19 protein-coding genes and 1 riboswitch are annotated in these 24,326 nt (G+C 40.2%); of the genes, 4 read left to right on the forward strand and 15 right to left on the reverse strand.

Going from position 1 to position 24,326, the window contains the following annotated elements; all coding sequences use genetic code 11:
• A partial coding sequence (locus RIN81_RS07550) for an IS3 family transposase (protein ID WP_309089391.1) occupies positions 1-94 on the forward strand: 94 nt, incomplete at its 5' end.
• Between the two features lie 51 nt (positions 95-145).
• Here the strand turns inward: RIN81_RS07550 and RIN81_RS07555 are convergent.
• The gene (locus RIN81_RS07555) at positions 146-2,239 is read right to left on the reverse strand and encodes a methyl-accepting chemotaxis protein (protein WP_309088923.1); all 2,094 of its coding nucleotides are present in this window, start codon (positions 2,237-2,239) and stop codon (positions 146-148) included.
• A gap of 181 nt (positions 2,240-2,420) precedes the next feature.
• Here RIN81_RS07555 and RIN81_RS07560 point away from each other — a divergent pair, with 181 nt between their 5' ends.
• The gene (locus tag RIN81_RS07560) at positions 2,421-3,257 is read left to right on the forward strand and encodes a basic amino acid ABC transporter substrate-binding protein (RefSeq protein ID WP_309088925.1); all 837 of its coding nucleotides are present in this window, start codon (positions 2,421-2,423) and stop codon (positions 3,255-3,257) included.
• Entirely contained in the window at positions 3,254-4,192 is a 939-nt protein-coding gene (gene mmuM / locus RIN81_RS07565; protein WP_309088927.1) for a homocysteine S-methyltransferase, read from the forward strand. The genes RIN81_RS07560 and mmuM overlap by 4 nt, the downstream gene beginning before the upstream one ends.
• A gap of 42 nt (positions 4,193-4,234) precedes the next feature.
• Here the strand turns inward: mmuM and RIN81_RS07570 are convergent, their stop codons facing one another.
• From RIN81_RS07570 to RIN81_RS07580, 3 genes are all read right to left on the reverse strand, one after another.
• Complete coding sequence (locus RIN81_RS07570) at positions 4,235-5,413, reverse strand: S-layer homology domain-containing protein (RefSeq protein ID WP_309088929.1); 1,179 nt, start codon at positions 5,411-5,413, stop codon at positions 4,235-4,237.
• 190 nt (positions 5,414-5,603) lie between these two features.
• On the reverse strand, positions 5,604-6,221 hold the full coding sequence (locus RIN81_RS07575; protein ID WP_309088931.1) for a histidine phosphatase family protein: 618 nt from the start codon (positions 6,219-6,221) through the stop codon (positions 5,604-5,606).
• Positions 6,222-6,308: 87 nt separating this feature from the next.
• On the reverse strand, positions 6,309-7,346 hold the full coding sequence (locus RIN81_RS07580; protein WP_309088933.1) for a PTS sugar transporter subunit IIC: 1,038 nt from the start codon (positions 7,344-7,346) through the stop codon (positions 6,309-6,311).
• Positions 7,347-7,712: 366 nt separating this feature from the next.
• Between RIN81_RS07580 and RIN81_RS07585 the strand changes: the two genes are divergently transcribed.
• Complete coding sequence (locus RIN81_RS07585) at positions 7,713-8,135, forward strand: hypothetical protein (protein WP_309088935.1); 423 nt, start codon at positions 7,713-7,715, stop codon at positions 8,133-8,135.
• A 35-nt stretch (positions 8,136-8,170) separates the two neighbouring features.
• Here the strand turns inward: RIN81_RS07585 and RIN81_RS07590 are convergent, their stop codons facing one another.
• The 11 genes from RIN81_RS07590 to csrA all read right to left on the reverse strand — a co-directional run bounded on the left by RIN81_RS07590 (position 8,171) and on the right by csrA (position 24,324).
• Positions 8,171-13,024: an OmpL47-type beta-barrel domain-containing protein gene (locus RIN81_RS07590; protein WP_309088937.1), complete on the reverse strand. Its 4,854-nt coding sequence runs from the start codon at positions 13,022-13,024 to the stop codon at positions 8,171-8,173.
• A gap of 82 nt (positions 13,025-13,106) precedes the next feature.
• A riboswitch (cyclic di-GMP riboswitch) is annotated at positions 13,107-13,201 on the reverse strand.
• 331 nt (positions 13,202-13,532) lie between these two features.
• On the reverse strand, positions 13,533-14,549 hold the full coding sequence (gene rfbB, locus RIN81_RS07595; RefSeq protein ID WP_309088939.1) for a dTDP-glucose 4,6-dehydratase: 1,017 nt from the start codon (positions 14,547-14,549) through the stop codon (positions 13,533-13,535).
• Positions 14,550-14,646: 97 nt separating this feature from the next.
• Positions 14,647-15,729 carry a DegT/DnrJ/EryC1/StrS family aminotransferase gene (locus RIN81_RS07600; RefSeq protein ID WP_309088941.1) on the reverse strand — a complete coding sequence of 361 codons (1,083 nt, stop codon included), beginning with the start codon at positions 15,727-15,729 and terminating at the stop codon, positions 14,647-14,649.
• Between the two features lie 118 nt (positions 15,730-15,847).
• Positions 15,848-16,720, reverse strand: coding sequence for a glucose-1-phosphate thymidylyltransferase RfbA (rfbA, locus tag RIN81_RS07605; protein ID WP_309088943.1), 873 nt, complete (start codon positions 16,718-16,720; stop codon positions 15,848-15,850).
• A gap of 17 nt (positions 16,721-16,737) precedes the next feature.
• The gene (locus RIN81_RS07610) at positions 16,738-17,553 is read right to left on the reverse strand and encodes a sulfotransferase family protein (protein WP_309088945.1); all 816 of its coding nucleotides are present in this window, start codon (positions 17,551-17,553) and stop codon (positions 16,738-16,740) included.
• A 26-nt stretch (positions 17,554-17,579) separates the two neighbouring features.
• Positions 17,580-18,287 (reverse strand): WbqC family protein, encoded by a 708-nt coding sequence (locus RIN81_RS07615; protein WP_309088947.1) that lies wholly within the window; start codon positions 18,285-18,287, stop codon positions 17,580-17,582.
• A gap of 103 nt (positions 18,288-18,390) precedes the next feature.
• On the reverse strand, positions 18,391-19,689 hold the full coding sequence (locus tag RIN81_RS07620; protein ID WP_309088949.1) for a glycosyltransferase family 2 protein: 1,299 nt from the start codon (positions 19,687-19,689) through the stop codon (positions 18,391-18,393).
• A 111-nt stretch (positions 19,690-19,800) separates the two neighbouring features.
• Positions 19,801-20,871, reverse strand: coding sequence for a glycosyltransferase family 2 protein (locus tag RIN81_RS07625; RefSeq protein WP_309088951.1), 1,071 nt, complete (start codon positions 20,869-20,871; stop codon positions 19,801-19,803).
• 14 nt (positions 20,872-20,885) lie between these two features.
• Positions 20,886-22,820, reverse strand: coding sequence for a tetratricopeptide repeat-containing glycosyltransferase family 2 protein (locus RIN81_RS07630; protein ID WP_309088953.1), 1,935 nt, complete (start codon positions 22,818-22,820; stop codon positions 20,886-20,888).
• 96 nt (positions 22,821-22,916) lie between these two features.
• Complete coding sequence (hag, locus tag RIN81_RS07635; protein WP_309088955.1) at positions 22,917-23,732, reverse strand: flagellin Hag; 816 nt, start codon at positions 23,730-23,732, stop codon at positions 22,917-22,919.
• A gap of 364 nt (positions 23,733-24,096) precedes the next feature.
• Positions 24,097-24,324: a carbon storage regulator CsrA gene (gene csrA / locus RIN81_RS07640; protein WP_309088957.1), complete on the reverse strand. Its 228-nt coding sequence runs from the start codon at positions 24,322-24,324 to the stop codon at positions 24,097-24,099.
• Positions 24,325-24,326: the final 2 nt, after the last annotated feature.

Consider the following 24,326-nt stretch of genomic DNA (forward strand, 5'->3'; position numbering starts at 1 on the left):
CTACATAACGTATTATAACCAGAAACGAATCAAGGCAAAATTAAAGGGCATGACTCCGGTTCAATACCGGATTCATGCCCAGGAAGCTGCCTAATACTCGTGTCTAACTTTTTGGGTTCAGATCAACAAAAGGCAGTCCTTTTCATTATAGCCGGAACTGGTTAACAGCTTCCTGAAGTTCACCGGCGATCCGGTTCAAATTGTCAGTTGCATCTGCAACGCGCTCCAGCTCATTTTGCTGCTCCGCCGCCGAAGCACTCACTTCTTCGGCAGATGCGGCTGTTTCTTCCGAGATAGCCGACACGCTTTGAATCGAAAGAAGAGCTTGCTCTTTCTGGCCCATCATTTCTTCTAATCGTTCTGTCAGCTCGCCGACTGTCCCGGTAATCCGGCTGGCGATCTCCGCCTGCGTTTCAAATGCTTCTTGCGTACTGGATACTGATTCATTTTGTTCCTGCATCAGTGACAAGTTTTCATCTACCACAACAGAAGCCTGGCTGGATGCTTCTAAAATATCCTGCACCGTTTTTTGGATCACTTCTGTTTCACGCCGGGACTGCTCGGCTAACTTGCGCACTTCTTCCGCTACTACAGCAAACCCCTTGCCGTGCTCTCCAGCCCGTGCCGCTTCGATAGAGGCATTGAGTGCCAGTAAGTTGGTTTGAGCGGTAATGCTGTGAATCGATTCAATCACGCGTTCAATCTCACCGATTTTTTCGGCAAGTCCCTGCATCTGCTCCTTTACCCGCTCATTCATTCTGTTTGCGGCTTCATTTCGCTCTTGAAGCTGTTCAACCTGCGCCATTCCATCGTGTGCCCGGCTCCCTGCCTGCTGGGACAGCTCATTCATGACACCGGACAATTCAGACAGTGCATCAATCCGCTCAGACAGATGAGCTACTTGATTCCCCGTGTCTTCCGTGTCTTCTGACTGTTTGGAAGCACCCTGCGCGATTTCATCGACAGCAACGGATACCTCGCTGCTGGATGCCACCACTTCTTCAAATATGTGATGGACACGGCTCGTCGATTCATTCAGATTTACCGTTGACGAACGAACTGTTTGCACAACCGCGCCTACCCGGCCGAGCATGTGGTTAAACGCCAGCGCTACAGCCCCAATCTCATCGTCCCGAAGCTTTGTTTCATCAACTTTTTGCGTTAAATCTCCTGTCGCAGCTGTTTCAATGGATGCACGAAGCGCATGAAGCGGCTTTAATTGACGGTGAATAAAAAGAACCGTCGCGGCGGTCATGATTAAAATCATCACGGCAGCCGAGATGATAGTAAAAAGAAGTGTCTGGTTAAAGGCTTGCAGAATACTTGATTTTGGAACGACCGCTAAAACGGACCACTTTTCATCTACCCCTTCCACCAGCACCGGGGCAAATACATTAAAGGAGTTTTCATTGAGGCTTTCCGATTCTGTATACAGCGCCAGCTCTTTTCCTTTATCAATTTCCGGCTTAATCGACTTCCAGTCACGCGTTTCGGCAATATTACGGCCGATCTGCTCTTTGCTCATGCTGTCCGCTATAATGGCTCCCTGATCCGTTAAAATACGATCAAACCCATTTTCCGGTGCACTTTGGGCTGCCAGCTCTGCCATAAAATCAACAGAAAAATCAGCGGTTAAAACACCTATGAATGCCCCGGACTTATCAAGAAGCGGTACGGCAAGTGTCGCCATATTAATCATTTTCCCGCCTGCTTCATACTCATATGGCTCTGTTAAAACAGTCCGATGTTCTGTTCTCGGAATCTGATACCAGCTGCTGACTTCATCCTCATAGCCGGCGATGTCTTCTGTTTTGATCCCGCTTTCTTCTTTGAATACATAAGGGACAAACCGCTGCGCTTTGTCTCTAAGCGCGGCAGCCGTGTTGCTGCTTAAAGCTTCCTTCGGCTCTATGACGGCGCCAACGGCAAATAAATGCTCGTTCTCGGCTAAGTTCGCCTGTAAACTGCGCAGTACCGCTTCCTCCGTCAGCTTTTCTTCTGCATGAAGAGATTCCAAAATGGATTTTGTTGTGCGCAGCATTTCTCCCGTTTCATTGATACGTTCCCCAATTTTTGCTGCGGACAGCTGAGTATTCCGGACTGTATAAGCTTCCGCATCTTTTAAGCTTTTATCGTACAGCTTTATATTTGTCATAACCGCATAGACAGCGAATAAAAGCAAAAACAGTCCAATAATTAAAGCCGACAGCTTCCAGGCGATGCTTTTCATTTTTCCCATCCTCATTGCTCCTGTCCTTTGTTTCTATAACTTATGTATCGGCGTTTCCTCCTCATCTTCAAGTGGGGATGCTGATATTTTTTCTTGTTAAAAAATTCGAAATTTGTTTTGTTAATTTCATAGTATTCAGGTATGATTTAAGAGAATAATACATATAAAAAGAGATTGGGAGGAACAAGCAGTGAGAAAATGGACATCAAAGGGATTATTAGGTGCAGGGCTGGCAGCCGTTCTTGCCCTCACATCTGCATGCAGCCAGGAAGGGGAAATCGTCGGTGGAAGCGGAACCGAAAAGAAAACATTAGTGGTCGGCACAGACGCCGCCTACGCCCCTTTTACGTATATGGATAAAGGGGAAATCGTCGGTTTTGATATTGACATCGTAGACGCTGTGATGGAAGAAGCCGGTTACGAATACGAAATTAAAAATATGGGCTGGGACGGCCTTTTTGAAAGCACGCGCCAGAAGCAGCTTGATCTTGCCGTCTGTGCGATTACCATCAGCGACGACCGGAAAGAAACATTCGATTTCTCATCACCTTACTATCAATCTACTCATATGATTATGACCAAAGAAGAAACGAAAGTAAACAGCGCCAATGATTTGAAAAACATGACGGTTGGCGTCCTGAATGCGTCCACAGGCCAGATCGCCGCCGAGAAAGTGATGGGCCAAAACAGCCCAAACTTAAAAAAATATGAAAGCGACGCTGTTTCCATTATGTCAATGAAAAACGGCGCGGTACAGGCATCTGTTGCCGATAATACAGTTGTCACAGAATATATGAAAAACAATCCGAACGAGAAGTACAATACATTGACAGACCCAGAAACATTCGGCTCTGAGTTTTACGGTTTCATGTTCCCGAAAGGAAGCGAAGTCGCGGATGACCTGGATGCAGCGCTGAAGACGATTATCGAAAACGGTACTTATGCTGAAATCTATGAAAAATGGATTGGCACAAAGCCGGACACAGACGTTTTACAAAAAGCAGCCCAGCAGGTAGCGGCATCATGAACCCAATTCAATCGATTTTAACAGAGTTCCCAGTGATCGTGCTGGATGGTGCGATGGCAACAGAGCTTGAGCGCCATGGATGCCAGTTAAACGACAGCCTTTGGTCTGCCCGCGTGTTAATGGAAACGCCGGAACTCATTAAACAAGTGCACCTTGGTTATTTCCGCGCTGGAGCAGACTGTGCCATTACCGCAAGCTACCAGGCGACCATTGATGGGTTTGCCCAGTACGGCCTTACTGCCAAAGAAACGATTAACGTCATTCAGGCTTCCGTGCGCATTGCTGCCCAGGCACGGGATGAATTCTGGCAGTCGCTCGATGACAAAACGAGCCGGCCGAAGCCGCTTGTTGCAGCTTCTGTCGGTCCTTACGGGGCGTTCCTCGCAGACGGCTCCGAATACCGGGGCGACTACAAACTGACGCAGGAAGAATTGATCCAGTTTCACCGACCGCGCATTCAAGCGCTGATCGAAGCAGGCGCCGACCTGCTTGCCTATGAAACCATTCCGAATTTTACAGAAGCAAAAGCACTTGCACGTCTTCTGCAGGAAGAATTCCCGGAGACGTATGCATGGATCAGCTTCAGCGCCAAAGACGGGCAGCATATTAGCAGCGGTGAGCGAATCGCGGACTGTGCCCAGGAACTCGAATTTGTTTCTCAAATTGCAGCGATTGGTGTAAACTGCACCGCGCCGGAATTTATGCCGGAACTTATTGGAGAAATTAAACGTGCGTCATCCAAGCCCGTTATCGTATATCCAAACCTTGGCGAAGTGTATGACGCTGAAACGAAAACATGGTCCGGCGCACCGGACATGGAAGCATACAGCCAGCATACACGCCACTGGCACGAATGCGGTGCCCAGCTCATCGGCGGATGCTGCCGCACGAAGCCGTCAGATATCGAAACGATTGCCCACTGGGTGAGAGCTTAATAAAAAAGCGTTCAGGAACTTGTATCCTGAACGCTTTTTCCATTAACGAATCAATGAGTATGGCATAGTAAACTGACGAATGCTGTCTGAATATGGACCATATTCATATGGATTAAAGAACATCACGAAGCCGCCTAGTTTCATGTAAAACTGATACTGATGCTCGTCTAAACTGTACAGTCCGTCCCAGAACGTAAGCTGTCCTCTGTTCTGCATCGCATATGCCTGCGCGTTAATCCGATCGATCACGTTATCTTCGTAATAGTACTGAGTAGCTAGATCATCTAGTGAGATAAACGAGTCGCTTTTCACATCATAGTTATCCGCAAAAAGCTGTTCATATCCGTGGGCACCGCCCGTATATTGGTAGCTTTCAAACAACACACTGATATAATGCAAATCAGCCCGTGGTACCGTGTAATCCACAACAAATTCATAGTATTCACCTAAATAATCATCTTCCTGAGCCAGCTCCATAATTTCATTCCGCTCTGCCACAAGATCAGCTCCTGCTTCGCGGAAATAGCTATTCAAGTAAGAAAACTCATGCTGGTTCGTTGTGTCTGCAAACTGAGGGTAATAAATATCCTCTGCTGCCCGTTTCGGATAATTCACCACTTTTAGGCGGAAGTTCGCATTCATCGCACGGGCTACAAATACCGCAAACTGGGCACGTGTTACTTTGGCGGACGGGTTAAACGTTGTGGATGTATAGCCGGATGTAATACCGCTTGCCAGAAGCGGCGTTATGTATGTATTGCCGGAATAAGAAGTGTTCATATCTTCCCACTGCACCGGTACAGACCCCTTGATGCCAAAAGCCAGCTGTGTAATTTTAGCCATCTCTACCCGCTTCAGCTGATTGTCCGGCTGAAACGATGTTCCTTTGGAAAACCAGCCTGCGTTTACCGCTGCGGCGATTTCTTTATAAAAAGGATGAGACGTTGGAACGTCCGAAAATTTTGGATTCGGAACGTTTGTAAGCGGCAGTTTTTTCGCCCGCACCAAAATCGCAGCCGCCTGTGCTTTTGTAACAGAAGCGTCTTTATTGTACTTTCCATTCGAGCCGCCTTTAATAATGCCACGGTCACTCAAATAGGAAATTTCTTTTGCAGCCCAATGCGTTGGCGGTACATCCGTAAAAGTCGCCGCGTTTGCCTGTGTTGCTGATAACCCAACCAACAGCGCTGCTAAAATCGTCATAAATGAGTACTTTTTCACCTGAACCCCTCTTTCCTATTATGATGGCTGCCAGCCAGCAAAAGCTGGACCGGCAGCTCTTTCCGTTCATTCTGCCCCCCGGCAACGTACATCCAAATTATACTATAATTCCCTTTTCAGTGATATAGTAATAGCCAAAAAGATTTATTAAACTAGAACAAAAAGGATATCTTCCAGGAAGATATCCTTTTTATCCTTCAAATGTATCCCGGACCTCTTTTAAATGTGGTATCTCATTGACCGATACAACCGACAATGTTTTACCGTCCCAGGCAATTCTTGTGATGGAGGTGTTGTCGATTTTGCCTTGTCCGGTTCCTTCCTGCCTGTCTGTCAGCTTATGAACGAGAGCATTGATGGCGCCGCCGTGTGTAACGACAAGAGCAGGAGCCCCATTTGTTTCTTTCGAAATCATGATGAGTACCTTTACCATCCGCTCCTGCATGTCTTCTATCGATTCCATGCCATGTGTCATCGGAATGCCGAAATTATCCGCATAGTTCGGCACTTGCCTCAGGATATCCGTGAGCAGCTGTCCTTGAAGCTCTCCGTAAAATCGCTCTCTGAGCAGCCGGCTTGCGGTGATCGATTCAACCGGCATCCAGGCTGTGGCGAGCTTCGCGGTTTGAAAAGCGCGGTCCAAATCACTTGAAAATACATAATCAAACGAAATCCCTTCCCGTTCAAAATAGCCTCCGAGCGCGGCTGCCTGTTTTCTTCCTTCTTCACTCAGCCCAATGTCCATTTGCCCCTGTAGGCGCCCGAGCGCATTCCATTCTGATTCTCCGTGGCGTACAAGATGAATCATACGCAGCCCCCCTTTTTTCCAAAAGCATACCATTGTGCTCCTCTCTCCACAATGAAAAAAGCGGCCAAACATTTGGCCGCTTCCTTCTTAATCAAATTGCAGTTTATAATCGTCTGCTTTGATCATTTTTAATTTTCTTGCGAACAAATAAATTAAGCCAAGATTTAATACAACCGGCAGCACCAGGAACAAGCTGAGCATGACCGATACATTTTTCGCCGACCAGCCGCCTTCCGCCAGGTGAATGTAGTTCAGCGGACCAACCAAACCAGACAATCCGAACCCAGCGCTGTACGGTGTCCCCTGCACATTCAGCATGCCTGCCAGCGCGCCCAGAACCGCTGCCGTAATCAGCATCGGCAGCCCGATTTTCGGCTTCATAAAAAAGTTGCGCATTTGGATTTTTGGTGAACCAAGTACGTGTGCCAGTGCGGTGCCTAATGAATTCGCCCGGTAGCTCGCAATCGCAAAGCCGACGCCTGCCGCTACAACGCCAAGGTTTGCCGCACCCGAGCCAATGCCTGACAGCATAATGACAGTCGCAACGCCAACCGTTGAAATAGGAGATAAAATAATGACACAAAAAATAACCGCAATAATCGCTCCCATTAACACTGGCTGCCATGTCGTTACGTTATCCACTGCCACACCCACTACGCCCGCTGACGACTTCACATACGGAAGGGTCATTACACCAATCATGCCCGGCACCAAAATACAAAGTGTTGGCATGAGTAAAATTGAATATTCTTTTAACCGCCCGCCGATCCACTGTACAAACAGAACTGCCAGGGCTGCCGTTAAACCTGTGTTAATGACAATACCAATCCCGTTTAGGGCAAACAATCCGTCAGCCGTTTGCTGCACTGATCCGCCGCCAACCATCGCTGCAATACCAACACTCGCCGTTTGAATCGGTGTTAATTTAAACGTCATCCCGACCATCATGCCAATTAAAATTGGCAATAAGCTCATTACTACAACTGTCATATCCAAAACCGCCTGCAGCGCTGGAGCGTGTGGAATGATCAGCTTTAAAATTTCACCCAGCAGCGCATTTGGAATCAACGCTACTACAATTCCCATGCTCATGCCCGTTAACAGCTTACTGAAAAAATCTTTCATTCTGCCAGTCTCCTTACTCTCGATGTTGTTAACAATTGTATACAATATTCTGATAGAAAGCAACGAAAGTTTTTACCGCTTTACCGCATATAAGCATTAAAGCAATATAGTTTGATTTTAGAGAGAAAGGTAAAACATAAAAGAAAAAGGAGATTATATGGATACCCTTTTATTCAGCTGTTTTGCCGCTGCGTATCTTATTCTTTTCATTCTTGCCCTCCGTTTATTTAAGAACAGGCGCATAGTAAGCACAGCCCTTCTGCTGCCGGGCGCTTCATTGGTGAAGGTACTGTATTAGAAGTCCTGAATGCTGCCCGATTCTGGCTACATGCTCTGTTTACTCCACTGCTCGTTTTGTATGCGTGGATGTCGTTAAAGCAAGCAGGTGTTTCCTGGGCACAGACGGTCTGGTTTCGCTGGGCGGCAATCGCTTTAACTGCAGCCCTTGTACTGCTAGAATTTCTCACAGAAGTGCGGGGCCTTTCACTCCAGCCGAGATGGGAATACGGGACACTAAGCTATACAAACGTCGAGCCATCGAGCGGACCGCCGCTTATGATCCTAGTCGTCTCCGTTGTGTTGCTGGCTGCTTCTATTGTGATATGGCGAAAGCAAGGTTGGGTGTGGTTCTTCATTAGTTCGTTTGTGATGATTGTGGGGAGTGCCGTGCCGCTGCCTGTGGCAAGTGGAGCTGTGACAAACTTGTTTGAGCTGGTGCTCATTGTGTCATTGCTGGCAACGGCCTGGTTTCAAGGAAATGATCAAAAGGGCGAGCCTCAGGCAACATAAAAAGGGTCCTGGCTGAGCCAGGACCCTACATACACTTATTTGATTTCGACGTTTTTGCTTCCAACGACAAGGTAGCCATTCAGCATGCCGCGGAATTCTGCTTTGGCAGTTCCAGGCTTCCAAGAAAATTCTTCCCGGTTAAACTTGAACTGTCCTTTTTTCGCCTGCTGCTCCAGTCCGTTCGTTCCGTTATTAGCAGAAACACCGTTTAATTGAGCGCTGCTAAGATCGAACCCGGCTGGATTAAATTCTTTCGGCACTGTCACCTGTACAGTGATCACCCCAGTATTTTGCTTGATCACGCCTGGATTTACATCAATAGAAGCTGGGATGTATACGACAATCGTTTTTTCAACCGTTGTGATCCAGCCCGCTTCATCTGTAACCGTCACAGATGCTGTGTAAGTACCTGGCTGGCCTAGTGTAACGTCATCGCTATTTTCATATGTCTGGCCATTAAATGTTAACGTTTCAACGGAGACGCCGGATGTTGTATCCTCTGCTTTATAAGTCAAATCCAACGAAGCGCCAAGTGCGTATTCTTCTAATAGATTCATAGATACGACTGGAGCCGTTTTATCGATTTTCACTTCGATTGTTTTGGCTTCCTCTGCATTTCCAGCTTGGTCTACCGTATAGAAAGAAACAGCAGTGATGCCTTCTTTGCTGATCCTGAAGCTTGTACCTTCCTTGTACACTGATCCATCGATTGAGTAATACGTTTTCGCCGTACCGCTTGCATAGTCTGTTGCCATTAAATGAATCACAGCATCGTCTTTCAGCCATTGGTCTGTGGCATCAGACTGTGTAACAGGTGCCGTTTGATCGACTTTTACTTCAATCGTCTGCACCGCTTCTTTATTACCTGCTTTGTCCACAGAGTAGAATGAAATCTTGTTGATTCCTTCTTTCTCTACATTGAAAGCTGTACCTTCTGCATAGTCAGAGCCATTGATCGAATAGAAGGTTTGCGCGATGCCGCTCTCTTCATCAGAGGCTGCGAGCTTCACCGTTACATTTTCTTTGCTCCATGTGTCTGTTGCATTTGCTCTTGTCAGAGGCGCTGTTTGATCAACCTTCACTTCAATCGTTTGGGCAGTTTCTTTGTTTCCCACTTTATCAACCGAGTAGAATGAAATGTTATGCACGCCTTCTTCTTCAATCGTGAAGGACGTACCGGCTTTGTATTCGCCGCCGTTCACTGAATAGTAAGTATCGGCGACGCCTGTTTCATTGTCTGTTGCAGAAAACGTAACAGAGGCTTTTTGATTCGTCCAGCCCGCTGGTGCTTCCGCTTTCGTAACTGGTGCTTCTGTATCAACAATCAATTTCGCCAGTACGACGTTTGAGCGGTCAGATTCGCCGAACGAGTTGCTGTAAGATGTAACAAAGTATTCGTGATTCTCGTATGAGAGATTGGAAACAGTGTAAGATAGGTTATTTACTTTTTCTGCTACCAATACTGCTTTCCCGTCAATAAGCTCGTAAATGTTGTAGCCATTCGCATACGTTACGAAATCCCAGACAATACGTGCGCTTGTCTCACTTGTTAACGTAAGAGTCGCTTCCGGAGCTTGCATGACTGGATACACGATTTTCTCCGTGACTTGCTCAGAAGGCGTAGATTCACCGAAGCGGGTACTGTAAGCTGTTACCTCAAACGAATGGGTATCTTCTGTTAAATTGTATACTTTATAGGTTTTTGCTGTTCCTTTGTAAACAAGCTTTCTTTCGCCATTTGTGATTTGATATAGACGGTATTCATTTGCCCATGTAACACCATTCCACGTAAGAGTCATGTTGTTAGCATTAAATACATTGCCGCTTACCTGCGGAGGCTGCACAACAGGCCATACTAATGTTAACTCAATGTCGCTTCCTTCTGGTGACTCACCAAACCGGCTGCTATAAGAGTGAACCTCATATGTATAATCGCCTTCCGCTTTATTAGTAAGCGTTAGAGACGTGCCAGCTACGGCCTTAACCAATTCTTTCTGGCCATTTTTCACTTCATAAACGTTATATCCTGTTGCATAGGTTGAAGCAGTCCACTTTAATACAATATCGTTGCCGTTTGTAATAGAAAATGTCGCATTGGCCGGTGCCTGCATTACTGGGTACGTAATATTTAAGGACACTTGACCAGCCTCCGGTGAATCGCCAAAGCGGTCACTATACGAATAAATCTCATACGTGTAGTCGCCTTCTTTTACATTTGTGAACGTTGCAGTGGTGCTAGTCGTAGTTTTAACAAGCTGGCGTTCATCGCCATTTACTTGATACACCTTATAAGCTGTTGCATAGATAACAGCATTCCATTTTAATACAATGTCATTCCCATTTACAACGCTGCTCGTTACGTTTTCCGGTGCCTGCATTGTGTATTCATTCATTGTAACATCCATTTCACTTCCTTCAGGCGATTCCCCGAAGCGTGAACTCACAGAATGAACAATATATTTATGCTGTCCAAATGAAATTTTCGGAATAACTGCGGATATAGAAGAAACCGTTGTTTTCAGCACTTTTTCCCCATCAATTACTTCGTATACTTTATAGCTGTTCGCGTAAGAAGAAGCTGCCCAGCTTAATTTCACATCGTTGCCGTTTTGAAATGCATATTTTAAATCTTTCGGTGCCTGCATCACTGGGTAAATGAGTTCAACATTAACCTCTGATCCCGCTTCTGACTCCCCATGTGTCGTCGAGTAAGAGTGAATGGTATATTGATAGTTTCCAGCCGGCTGATTTGTATACGCAGCAGATGTGCCTGCTACCGTATTTTTCAATACTTTTTGGCCGTCAACTATTTGGTAAACTTTATAGCCTGTTGCATTCGCCGCTGCGGTCCAGCTTAAACGAATATCATTTCCATTCACAATGCTGTATGTGGCATTTTCAGGTGCCTGCATCGTTTCGCCTTCTAATGTGAAGGTTGCTGTTGACCCTTCTTTCGATTCACCAAAACGCGAAGAGAAAGCATGAACCTCATATGTGTACTCACCAGCTGGCATGCTTGAATACGAGACACTCGGGCTTGTTACCGTGCTTTTTAATGTTTTCTGCCCACCGCTTACTTGATACACTTTATAGCTTGTCGCATAATCTACTGTATCCCATGTTAACGTAAAAGAAGTAGTAGACTTAATCGTTTCTTTAAGATTAGCGGGTGCCTGCATCACTGGATGAACAAGCGTAAGAGAAAGAGTGCTTCTTTCTGCTGACTCGCCGAACCGGCTGGAGTAAGAGTGAATTTCATACTTATAGTCACCCGCCGGCTGGTTTGTCAATGTTACAGTGGTTGCAGCAGTCGTACTTTTTAAGGTTTTCTGTCCCGTAGCGCTAATTTGATACACTTTATAGCTGTCTGCATACGGTACGCTGTCCCAGCTTAGAATGATGTCATTGCCATTTTTCACATCAGACGCAGCGTTGGCTGGTGCTGACATCATAATCTGTTCGACCGTTACAGATACCTTGCCGCCTTCTGCTGATTCACCAAACCGGTCACTGTATGCATAGACTTCGTACGTATAATCACCTGCACTCATATTTGTATAAGTCGCAGCTGTACCCGTCACTGTACTTTTTAATAATTTCTCGCCATCGACAATTTGGTACACTTTATAGCTTGTTGCATTTGTTACGCTGCTCCAGGCCAAAGCAATGTCGTTGCCGTTTTGGATTTTAGAAGTGACATTTTGCGGTGCTTCAAGCGCAATTCCTTCTATTGTTAACGAAACACGGCTGCCTTCTGCCGACTCGCCAAAACGGTCGCTGTATGAATAGACTTCATATACGTAATCACCCGCCGGCACCTTTGTATAAGTGGCAGATGTGCCTGTTACCGTGCTTTTCAGTACTTTTTCACCATCAACAATTTGATATACCTTGTAGCCGTTTGCATATGGAACGCCTCCCCAGGTCAGTACAATATCATTTGTATTTTGAATTTTAAAAGCAAAATTCTCTGGTGCTGTCATGGTTACAGAGCCAACGGATACAGACAGCTTGCTGCCTTCCGCTGATTCGCCGAACCGGTCGCTGTTCGTCCGGATTTCATATGTGTAATCCCCGGCTGGAACGTTGGTCATTTTAGTGGTGGTTGTCGTCACTGTACTTTTCAAGACTGCCTCGCCACCCACAAGTTGATAGAGCTTGTAGCTGGTTGCATACGGAACTGCATTCCATTTGAGTGTCACATCATTGCCGTTTGCGACTGTATAAGCAAAGCCCGTCGGTGCCGTCATGACTGGATACACTACTTCTGTCTGCACAGGATTAGAAAGAGGTGATTCACCGTACAGCGAATTTGTCGCTGAAACAGCATACGCACCTTTCCCTTCCGGTGCGTTCGTTACCGTATAGGTTCTTGCTGTTGTAGATGTAAGGAGTGTTTTATCTCCACTTTCAGAAATTTGGTACACATTATACTTTTCTGTATAGGCGGATGCACCCCAGCTGAGAACCACGTCATTACCGTTTTTGATTGTCTGCGTTAAAGAAGCCGGCGCTGCCATCTCTGGATAGACGACTTCCACTGTTACCGGCGCGGAAGGACCCGATTCTCCATCAGCGCTTAAGGTAGAGACCACATAACGGTACGATCCTTCCTCCTTATTATTCAAACTGTAGCTTGCAGCTGTTGTCTTTCCAAGAAGAGTCAGCTGCCCATCCTTAATTTCATACACTTGATATCCTGTAGCTCCATAAACGGTACTCCATGTTAACTTCACGTCATCCGGTGTCACCATCTGCGCGGCCAGATTACTCGGCGGCAGCATGCTGCTATTGGTTTCCGCAAATGCATTAACTGCCGGAGATACCAACTGGAGCATAAGCAGAAGAACAACCAGAACCGATAACTTCCTACCTACCTGTTTACTCATATAAAAGTCTCACCTTTCTTATTTAAACCAAATAAAAAAAGAACCTTAACAAGGTTCATCCGTCCATGAGACTATGATCCCTTGCGGCAACCGGCTGCCAATCATGTTAACTAGTCAACATGACACAGGCCCATGGCTTTGCGTCCTATAGTTTCCCATAGTTTGCCTTTTTCACTTGGTTTTATGTGATATAAGTCTATTATAATTCCGATAAGTATTTATATGAATAGTAAAATAGCACTATAATACATGATCCATCAAACTGGATATTTGTATTTTTCATTAATATTAGAGAATTAGTTAGGCTAACGTTCTATTTATACAGATTCTCTTAAAGAGTTCCTTATAAAATATTAATGCCTTTTACACAATATTTAACCCGCCTTGTACATATCAAGGCGGGTTATTGAGCTTTTTAAAATTTCAGGTGACTTCATAGGAAAGCTACTTAGCATATTTTAATGAATGACAAAAGGCATACAATTTCTACAAACTAACCTTCCATATCTTATTGTGTATATTTTTTAATATACCAATCAATTGTTTTGCGAATACCGGTATAAAACTCTTCTTCTGCTTTCCAGCCAAGCTCTTTTACTAATTTAGAAGAATCAATCGCATATCGAAAATCGTGACCTGGACGATCTCTCACAAACTTTATTTGCTCTAAATAGCTTTTTGTCTTTGGGATTCGTTTGTCCAAATAAGTACAAACAGTTTCAGCAATCTGTAGGGTTGTTCGCTCGTTATTCCCACCGACCAAGTATGTTTCTCCCGCTTTGCCATTATGAAATACAAGGTCAATGGCCCGACAGTGATCTTCTACATAAAGCCAATCTCGAATATTTTGTCCATCTCCATAGATGGGAAGTTTCTCTCCATACAATGCTTTCTGAATCAAAGTAGGAATTAACTTTTCATCATATTGTCTTGGCCCATAATTATTTGAACAGTTTGTGGTTACGGTATTTAAGCCGTAGGTATGAAAATAGCTGCGTACCAGCATATCAGAGCCAGCCTTGCTGGCACTATAAGGGCTATTAGGTGCGTATGGCGTTTGCTCTGTAAAATACCCTGTTTCTCCAAGTGTACCGTATACTTCATCAGTTGAAATATGGTGAAACCTTGACTGTAGATTCCCGTCTTTATATTGAAATGGTGCCTTCATCCAGTTTGATCGTGCTGCTTCAAGCAAATTTAATGTACCAACCACATTAGTTTCTGCGAAGACAGTTGGATTTTCAATCGAATTATCCACGTGCGATTCAGCAGCGAAGTGTATAACATGCTGAATACCATATTGTTCAAATACACTTTCAATAAGTTCTCTATCTCGAATATCGCCTTTAATAAAAATATGGCGTTCATCATGTATTATTTCATCAAGATTAGACAAATTACCTGCATAAGTCAGTAGGTCTAGGTTAATAACCTGATAATTATTATATTTCCTTAACAGGAATGGAACAAAGTTTGATCCAATAAAGCCTGCTCCGCCCGTAACAAGGATTTTAGTTTTACTCATGTTCATTCCTCACTAATGTACTGATTCACTTTTGCAAAGATATTAGTTACTCAATTTACTACTAAAGACTATTATTAACTTTAGATTGCATTTAAGGTCATAAACGTAGTAAACAGTTCTTAATTAAGTTTCCGATTCTTTCAACGTTCTCAATTTCTAAATCTGAATATAATGGCAAGCAAAGAATTCTTCTCGAAAGATGTTCCGAAACCGGACAGAAAGAGGCGTCTTTTAAGTAAGGAAGCGTATTTAGTGAAGGATAAAAATACCGCTTTGTTCGAACTTCTTCCTCTTCAAGCATATTTTTAATCTTCAACAGAACTTGTTCAGTTTTTAAGATTACTGGGTAATATGAATAATTGTAAATTACCTCTTCTGCTATAGACGGTCTTTCAACTAAATTTGAAAGAATTATATTATATGTTTCAGTTAGTTTCTTTCTTTTCTCAATAATCTCATCAATATACTTCAGGTTACACAGGCCCATGGCTGCGTGAAATTCAGAGTTTTTAGCGTTTATCCCCGGAAGATAGTGAATGTCTCCCTCTATCCCAAAGCTTCTTAACCTCTTTATTTTGTCAGTAATGTCTTTGGAAACATTATTAGCGATTGCTCCTCCTTCAACTGTATGATAAAGCTTAGTTGAATGAAAACTAATTGTAGATATATCTCCAAAACTTAATAAAGATCTCTCCTTATATCTAACCCCAAACGCATGAGCAGCATCATAAATAACCTTTAAATTAAATTTCTTGGCGATTTTTTCGATTCTTTCAACATCACACGGAATTCCAAAAACATGGGTCGCTAAAATTGCTTCCGTCTTATCCGTAATAACATCTTCGATCTTATCAACATCAATGCATAAAGTTCTTGGATCGATATCTACAAAAACTGGTTTGCAACTTTCCCATATAATTGAGGTAGTAGTTGCCACAAAAGAAAAAGGCGTGGTAATAATCTCACCTTTAATATCAAGAGCTTTTATCGCAAGTTGTAAAGCAACTGTTCCATTACTCACAAAGCAGAGAGAATCAATCCCTAAGTATTGCTCAAGTGCTTTTTCTAATTCCTGAACTAACACTCCATTATTTGTCAACCATTTTGTTTTCCATAGTTGCGAAATGTATTGCTTATATTCTTCTTCAGGCGGCAAAAACGGGAGTGAAACATTAATCATCGGTTACCAATACCTTCCCGTGAAATCATTCATTTCTTTATTTATAAATATTTTCAGTAGACTATAAATCAAATATATTTCTTACAGTATTTACTTATAAATAATTTGATGTAACTGACTAAAACACTCCTTTCACTAAATCTATTAAATACTCACCATAATTATTTTTTGTGTATTCATTAGCAATTTTCAAAATTTCTTCCTTTGTAATCCAATTATTTCGGTATCCAATTTCCTCAAGGCAAGCAATTTTATATCCTTGTCTTTCCTCAATTGTTTGAACAAATTTTCCCGCATCAATAAGGCTTTCAAAGGTTCCTGTGTCCAACCAAGCAAATCCTCGTCCAAGTAACTTTATTTTCAGTTTTTTTCTTTCTAGGTATATTTTGTTGATATCCGTAATTTCTAGTTCTCCACGCTCAGAAGGCTTTACTTCTTTAGCAATTGTCACTACATCGTTATCATAAAAGTAAAGACCAGTAACAGCATAATTAGATTTTGGTTTCTGCGGCTTTTCTTCAATAGAAATCACATTAAGAGCAGAATCAAATTCTGCGACACCAAACCGGTGCGGATCTTTCACTTGATAACCAAACACTACGGCTCCACTCTTGATTTTTGCAGCATTTTTTAATTCTGGACTAAAGCCTTGACCGTAAAAAATATTATCGCCTAAGATTAGGCAGACAGATTCTTTTCCAATAAACTCTTCTCCAATAATAAATGCTTCCGCAAGTCCTTTAGGGTGTTCTTGAATAGCATATTGGATATTTACTCCCCATTTTTTTCCATACCCAAGTAATTTTTCAAACTGGCATCTGTCTCTTGGAGTAGTGATAATTAATATCTCTTGAATTCCTGCTAACATTAAAACAGATAAAGGGTAATATATCATTGGTTTATCATAGATTGGAAGCAGCTGCTTGGAGACTGCTTCAGTAATTGGATAAAGTCTTGTGCCACTACCTCCAGCTAATATTATTCCTTTCACAATACCCTCCTGAATTTCTACTTTAAAAATATTTCCATGTTTGTTCCTGCTAAATCTTTATATATGTGTTTTATAATATTTTTGTCTAATTCACTTTCCCAATCTCTATGATCTTTGTTTCCTTTATATACACTATATTCATCATTCTGATGATCACTTTTTGACTTAAGTAAAAATTCTTTAGTTTGCTTGTTCATTTCTATTCCTGAAAACAAAAATGCTTCCCCAATTACTTGAATTGTATTTTCTACTAAATCTTCATAACGAATCAGATAAAATTTCTCAGGCCATTTCTCTTGGCAATACAAAAAAATCTGTGTCAATTCCTTCCAACGATTATAACCAAAATACTCTTCAGGTCTAAACTGATTTTTAGATGGAGCATATTGCCATTCCTTCTTAAAGTCCCATTCCGGACGAAACTCTCTTGGTGCTTTATACCAGGAATTTAAAACCCCACAAGGATGCCTAACGATCCCAATTACTTTTATACTAGGCATGTTTGAAAGAAAATGGGGTATTAAAAAATGATATCTTACCATTTTTGTTATTAAAAAATTAGGCTTTTCGTCTTTCTCTTCAAAAACTGGATAGCTCCCTTTCTCTTTTTTATCCTCTTGATCTAAAAAAGGATCTTTCTTTAAGTAGACCTCATTAAAAAATTCATCAATTTCTTTTGCACTGCTTTGTAAGTTTAAGCGGTCTTTGAAAGCATAAGAAAATAATGGTTGAAATTTGTACCTTACTTCTGGAGAACTATCAAATATCTGCCCTAGCCATGAAGTTCCTGATCTTGGTGCTCCGTGTATAGAGATAATGTCTTTGAATTCCATTTCAGATTTTCCTTTACTTACTATTTTCACACTAATTTACACTCGTTAAGCATTATTTTTATTTCATCAACCGAGTTAAACATTAAGACATCTATTATAGAAAGTGAAGGAATAAATTCCTGTTTAAATTGCCTATATATGATATCTTTAGACTTCAAAAAATAAATATCAAGGTCATTTTCGTGAAATATTTCTTTGGTGTATAAACTTATTCCACCAATTAAATTTACATATGTTCTAGCACCTAAATGTCTGGCGATAGAAATAATTTTTTTATCCGCGCCAATGACCTGCCCCTCCTCTTTTGATAAAGAAGAGGATTTTATAAAGTTAGTTTCTATATCTAAATATCCGCAAATTACTTTCAAAGAATTTGTAATAAAATCTGATAAATTCTCTTCATTAAACAAAGTAATTTCTTCAATAATAGATATCACTTTTTGATAATAAGGAGCACGACTGTAGCTATGTTCAATACTTTTTAAAAATTCCTTTTTATCGTTGTTAACTTGATCTGAAAAAAACTTGTCTTTTATAAGAGTATCTCTCGAAGATTTTTTCACACTAAAGCTAAATAAATGATCTTGATTATTAATCAAAATTCTATTTCTATTGATCCAACCTCTTTGTTTATATTGCACATCATCAAAAATCACAAAAGTATCCACTGCGTTTACTAGTTGGAAATACCCTATATATGGAAACAAATAAGGTTGCATGATTGCTATTTTCATTTTTATTCACCTAAACTTATAAATTAAAACGCGTTCTACTAAATACCCATAAAACTATTATTGAATATTTAAAAAAGGTTATATCTACTAAAATAAATTCTCTTTATTTTACTACAGCAATATATTTATTAACTTCAGGATATTCTTTTAGAACATTTTTCAACAGTTCATTAGCTTTCTCATCTTCTCCCATGGATTTTAAAGTATTCAAGCGCCAGCGCAAATAATGAGTAATCCTTAATAGAAACCATTTTTCCAGAATAAATTCACTAAATCCTTTTTCAATAGCCTTTTCTTTTAAGTTTTCTAATTCAGTAATGGTAGTGTAATCATATTCAATTGGCATATTAAAGCTTATGCTTTGTCTGTTTACACGGTACACTGCTGCTTTCTCTTTAATAAATCCAACATCTCCAACAAGCATTAATTTTAAATATAAAAACAAATCCTTTGCTTTAGTTTGTTCATTAAAACAGTTGTGAGCCACTGCTTTTTCCCGATCAAAAACTGTTGTTAGTAGACCTGTTATATGTTTATAGTCCTCTGTTTCATAATTTATAAAATAGTCTAGTCCGTTTATTACTTCAGGCAAGTCATATTCAGTTTTGCCCAAATATTGATCTTCTTCATCTTTCATATAACAATTTGCCCATACCAGGGACAAATTAGGATTGAGCTTTAACAGCTTTACTGCTTCCGAGATATAATTAGGCTTTATCAAATAATCATCGTGATTTAAAATCATAGCGTATTTAGAGTTGCTACGATTATATAATATCTCTCTTGAATTATTTCCAGCTCCGAGATTCTCTTTTCGCTTAATATACTTTAATTTAGGGTGTTCTAAATACACTTGCATTAATTCATCTGTACCATCTGTAGAGTTATCATCTCCAACTATTACTTCTAGATTAGAATAATCCTGAGCAAGCGCACTTTCTACTGCTTCTTTCAGAAATTTCTTTTGATTGTAGGTAGGAATAATGATACTTACAAGCGGTTCCTGGTATGGCTTGAAGTTTCCTGATACAGCGAAATCAAATTCTCTCTTTAAATCTATATTTTCTTCATACATTTCTAACAATGCATTTTTCATACTTTCTTCCGTAGAAGAAAGATAAGCCAAGCCATAGTACTTGGCCGCTCCCGTTACGTCTCCAATATTTTCAAGAATGTACGCATAGTTATATAAAGCATCTCTATTTTTCACATTTATGATCAATGCTCTGTCAAGACATCCTAAAGCAGTTTTATACTCCCCTACTTTTATGCATAGTACACCTCTTAAATTCCAGTAATCTGCATTATGCAAAAATGCTGGTTCACTTGCAATAATTAAGTTAAAGGCTTCTTCTATTTGGTTACTCTTTATATAATTTTCTATCTGTTCAAGCTCAGCCATATACTCGACGCCTCACCTTTCATTTCATCATTCAATCTACTAATCTATTCATGAATAAATCTAATTTAAATTAGTTTTATCTTTAAAAGGCAAATCAATGAGACTCTTCCCCTATTGATTCAATTTACTTAATTTTTTAAAACGCTGTTCGGCTGGATTATAACCCTTTTCACACGAGTATTTATAATAAGGCAACGCCTTATTTAACTGACCTGTAACTTCATAAAATACACCTAGGTTATACGCTGCCATAAAACTGCTTGTTCCTTTAACAATCTCCAAATCTGGTCTTTCATTCAGAACTAAACATTCTAAAAAGCTTTTTTCTATAAGAGGAATATAATTAGCTGCTTCTTCAGGACATCTTAAACAATAATCCAAGTAAAACAGCCCTTTAGCAAAATGAAAATCAGGGATATTCTTTAAAAGTGTGTCATTTTGCTTAATTATCTCCAAGACTTCTTCTTTACTACATTCTTTTCCGCTATTAATCAGTTCTACTACTAACTCATTATAATACGGACTATTTTTAATTATTTGAACATATGCTTTATTTAAAAAAGAGAAAGCTTCTTTGTATTGTTTGTTTATTCGTAATTCTTTACCTAATTGAAACAGATAGTAGGAATTGCTGGGGTTTTTCTTCACTTCTCTTAGTAATAAAGGGATATTGCGCTCGCCCTTATTTTTATTAAAATAACCATCGTGTTTAACATTTATATTAATTTTAACTCTAGGTCTATCACTATTGAGTTGTTCATGGATTACTCCGGTATAGCTTACTTCACGTGGAAAAAATCTTGATACATACTCTTTAGATTCATAGGTTTGTTGATCTTTTTGAAAAGGACTATGAATTAATAGTCGGCCAATGTAGTTTTGGTTCATAACTAGTTCTAATTCATCCCTTGATCCCTCAGTAATATACTCATCAGCATCTAATACTAAAACGTAGTCACCCTTTGTTTTTTCGATGGAAAAGTTGCGGGCAGCCGAAAAGTCATCAGACCATTCAAAATTATATAGGTGAACGTTAGGGTATTTCCTCAAAATATCAATTGTTCTGTCTGTTGAACCAGTATCTACTATCACAATTTCATCTACTAGATCTTCTACACTGTTTATGCATCTTTCGATGTATTTTTCTTCATTTTTCACAATCATCGCTAAAGAGATTTTCAAATTCATTCCTCTTTCTATATAGAACGTTCTACGTTATATTGCCGTAGATATGAGCTTTCTATAAATAATTCTGTTGCTTTTTGCAATGTTGTAATAATTAAGTTCTCGTCCTGTGTATTTTCTAAAATCACTTGATAAAACCGAAAATCTTGATTGTAAATAGAAAGAGCATATTTAGCTACTTCTACCGCATTAACAGCATTATTGGTTTGCAGCATACTGTTTATTATGTTTACAAAATCCTGCTCGTTAAAATAACTCCATTCTGTCTTTTCATACAGTTGCAAAGCTTCAACCTTGTAGCCTTTTGAAAATAATAAAGCTGCTGCTTTACGGACACTTTTTTTATCTAAGTAATCAACTTTGCTTAATAAGACCTGACAAAGAGCATTTTTTCTATAGTCAATAAGTGTTTGTAAAGAAAACAGGAATAAATTCTCTTCAATGTCGTCTTTAGGTACTTTAACTTTGAATAAATTAATGAGTGCATTAAATACTTCTTCTTTTTCAAACTGCTTTATAAGGCTTAATACTTTGTTATCCTTTTCAGAGAATTCTCTCAACAGAAAAAGATCAATAAGATTGATCCAATTTGCTTGAATTAACTCTTTTACAATGGAATATTCCAAGATGTCATGCATGTATTCAAAGTTTTCTTCACTTGTGATACATGCTTTCTTCAAGAGCGCTATTTGGTATAAAAATTTGTTTTCCTCATAAAAATTCTCCAGTAAGTTTAATGCCAATTGAGGATTCCCAGCTTCAAAACAAGCCCTAACATAGTTTTTGATATTCTTTGAATTCACCAGCTCTTTTGAAAAAAGAAAACCGGCGATTTCTTCACTGGAATGAAACTTACTCAGTATATAGATCACTTTTTTAATACATTCATTATTAAATTTATTAATATTTAACACACTTGTATAATGAAAAATAGCATCATTATAATTTTCCTCACAAAGATAAATTTCCGCCAATCGAGTATGCGGTTTTTGATCTTTCAAATCTGGTCTTAAGATAATATGGTTATATTTTGGCTGGTTATTTACTATTTTCTTGAAGGCTTGCTTCGCATCTTCTAATTGTCCCCTTAAAAAGAAGATTTCACCTTTCAGGAAAAGAATTTCAGCGGAGGAGTCATAAATACTTTCCGCGTCTTTAATCACACTTAAGGCATCGTTGTACCGCTTTAGTTGCATTAAACAAACAATGATTTGTATAAGTGTAGTCGAAACCCACGATAATCTAAAATCGCTTTTTCCTTTGTATGCTTCTAAATAGCACTCTAACGCTTTGGCATAATCGCCTGTGGAAGCATACTCATTCCCATAATTAAAATAATCAAATGCCTTATTAGGTCCAACGTTTATTTCTTTTTGTAAGAGCTCTTTATTTCTAATACTTTTTTGTTTTTCATTCACAGTTTTATTTAGGTAGCCTGAGTGAAAAAGCAGCAAACTGGAATTTTTTATGTTTAATGACTTGCCTTCTACATGTTTAAACTGCTCGTGAATTTTACGGTAGTATAAAATTTCTCCAGTATTTTTGTAAATTCTATCATGAAGGTTTTGGACCAGACTTTCTCCAAAATTACCGGTAAAATTAAGTATCTTTGCCGTATAAGCATCAAACTGTCCTTTGTCTTCTTTTAATTCTTGAATAAAGCCTTTAAAATTCTCTTCATCTACATATTCATCAGCATCCAACACTAAAAGCCATTTGCCCGATGCCTTGGATGCCGCAAAGTTTCGTGCTGCTGAAAAATCATCTACCCATTCAAAATTAAAAATTTTAGATGTATATTTTTCTGAAATTGCTTTTGTTTTATCTGTCGAACCTGTATCTACAATAATTACTTCATCTACTAAGTGAGTAATAGAAGATAAGCAACGCTCGATTACTTTCTCTTCATTTTTTACAATCATACATAATGAAATAAACGGATTCATTTTATCGTCTCCTATTATAATTAATACACTTAATAAAAATATCGTGCTTTGTTATCAAAGCACGATATTTCTTTAAATCTATTACTTATATAGCAATTAACGAAGCAATTGAAGTACGTTTTGAGGCTGTTGGTTTGCTTGTGCAAGCATCGCTTGAGCTGCCTGAGAAAGAATTGAGTTTTTCGTTTGAGACATCATTTCTTTCGCCATATCAACGTCACGAACACGAGATTCAGCAGCTGACAAGTTTTCGCTAGATGTACTTAGGTTGTTAATAGTATGTTCTAGACGATTCTGAGTAGCACCAAGTTTAGAACGCTGTTTAGATACAGATTCAATTGCAGCATCTAAAGTTTGAATTGAAGCGCTTGCCGCTGCATTAGAACCAACAGAGATGTCTGCCGTTGTAAGGCTTAATGCACTTGCTCCCATATCAGAAATAGCAATGTTAATTGTTTGACCGTCGTTTGCTCCAATTTGAAGAGTTCCAGAGAAGCTTCCGCCTAATAAGTTTTGCGTATTGAATTCTGTAGTGTCAGCGATGCGGTCTACTTCTGACATTAATTGGTTTAATTCATCCTGAATAGCCTCACGGTCAGCCGTAACGTTAGTATCGTTACCGCCTTGTACGGCTAGTTCACGCATACGTTGAAGGATTGCATGTGTTTCGTTAAGCGCACCTTCAGCTGTTTGAATTAGAGAGATACCATCCTGCGAGTTTTTAGTTGCCATATCCAAACCACGGATTTGGCCACGCATTTTTTCAGAGATTGCAAGACCTGCTGCATCGTCGCCAGCACGGTTAATGCGAAGACCTGAAGATAGTTTCTCCATGTTTTTAGCTTGCGCGTTGTTTGCAGCGCTAAATTTATTGTATGTGTTAACTGCTGCGTTATTGTGATTGATAATCATTTCATTTTCCTCCTTGATTGTGACTGTTCACGTCCGTGTAAACAGTTTTCCTTTTGTTCAGCAATCCGTACCAGGTCGGCCGCCCTGTTCCTTTTTGCTTACACTACTATTATCGGCCTATTGAAAAAATGTTTAATAGATTTTCGATTGTTTTTTTATTATTTTTTTGAAAGAATTTCTAACGCCGTTATTTTTTTAAAGCTGCAAGATACTTTCCTGGGGCTGATCCCCTTGTATGATTATCGCCATCACTGCAGATGCTTTTATTTTACTTATTATCTCTTTGCCCACCTTAGCATTAAGAATATGAGCCTTGCTGTCCGTCATTTTATTTGTAATTACCCTAACAAAAAACTCCCGTCCATTAGTTTAATGGCGGGAGTTTAAATAGGCCGGATAAGTCCGCTACACCAGCGGATGCTGATTTGTTTTCATTGCCGATCTGGAAGTAAATTTCTTTCCGGTGAATATCAATTTGCTTTGGTGCGTTAATACCTATTTTGACTTGATCGCCGGAAACGGAGATAACGGTGATTTCAATATCATCCCCGATCATCAGCGATTCACCGGACTTTCGTGTTAAAACAAGCATGG

This window comes from Domibacillus sp. (genome assembly GCF_031181085.1).
Taxonomy (GTDB): Bacteria; Bacillota; Bacilli; order Bacillales; family Domibacillaceae; genus Domibacillus.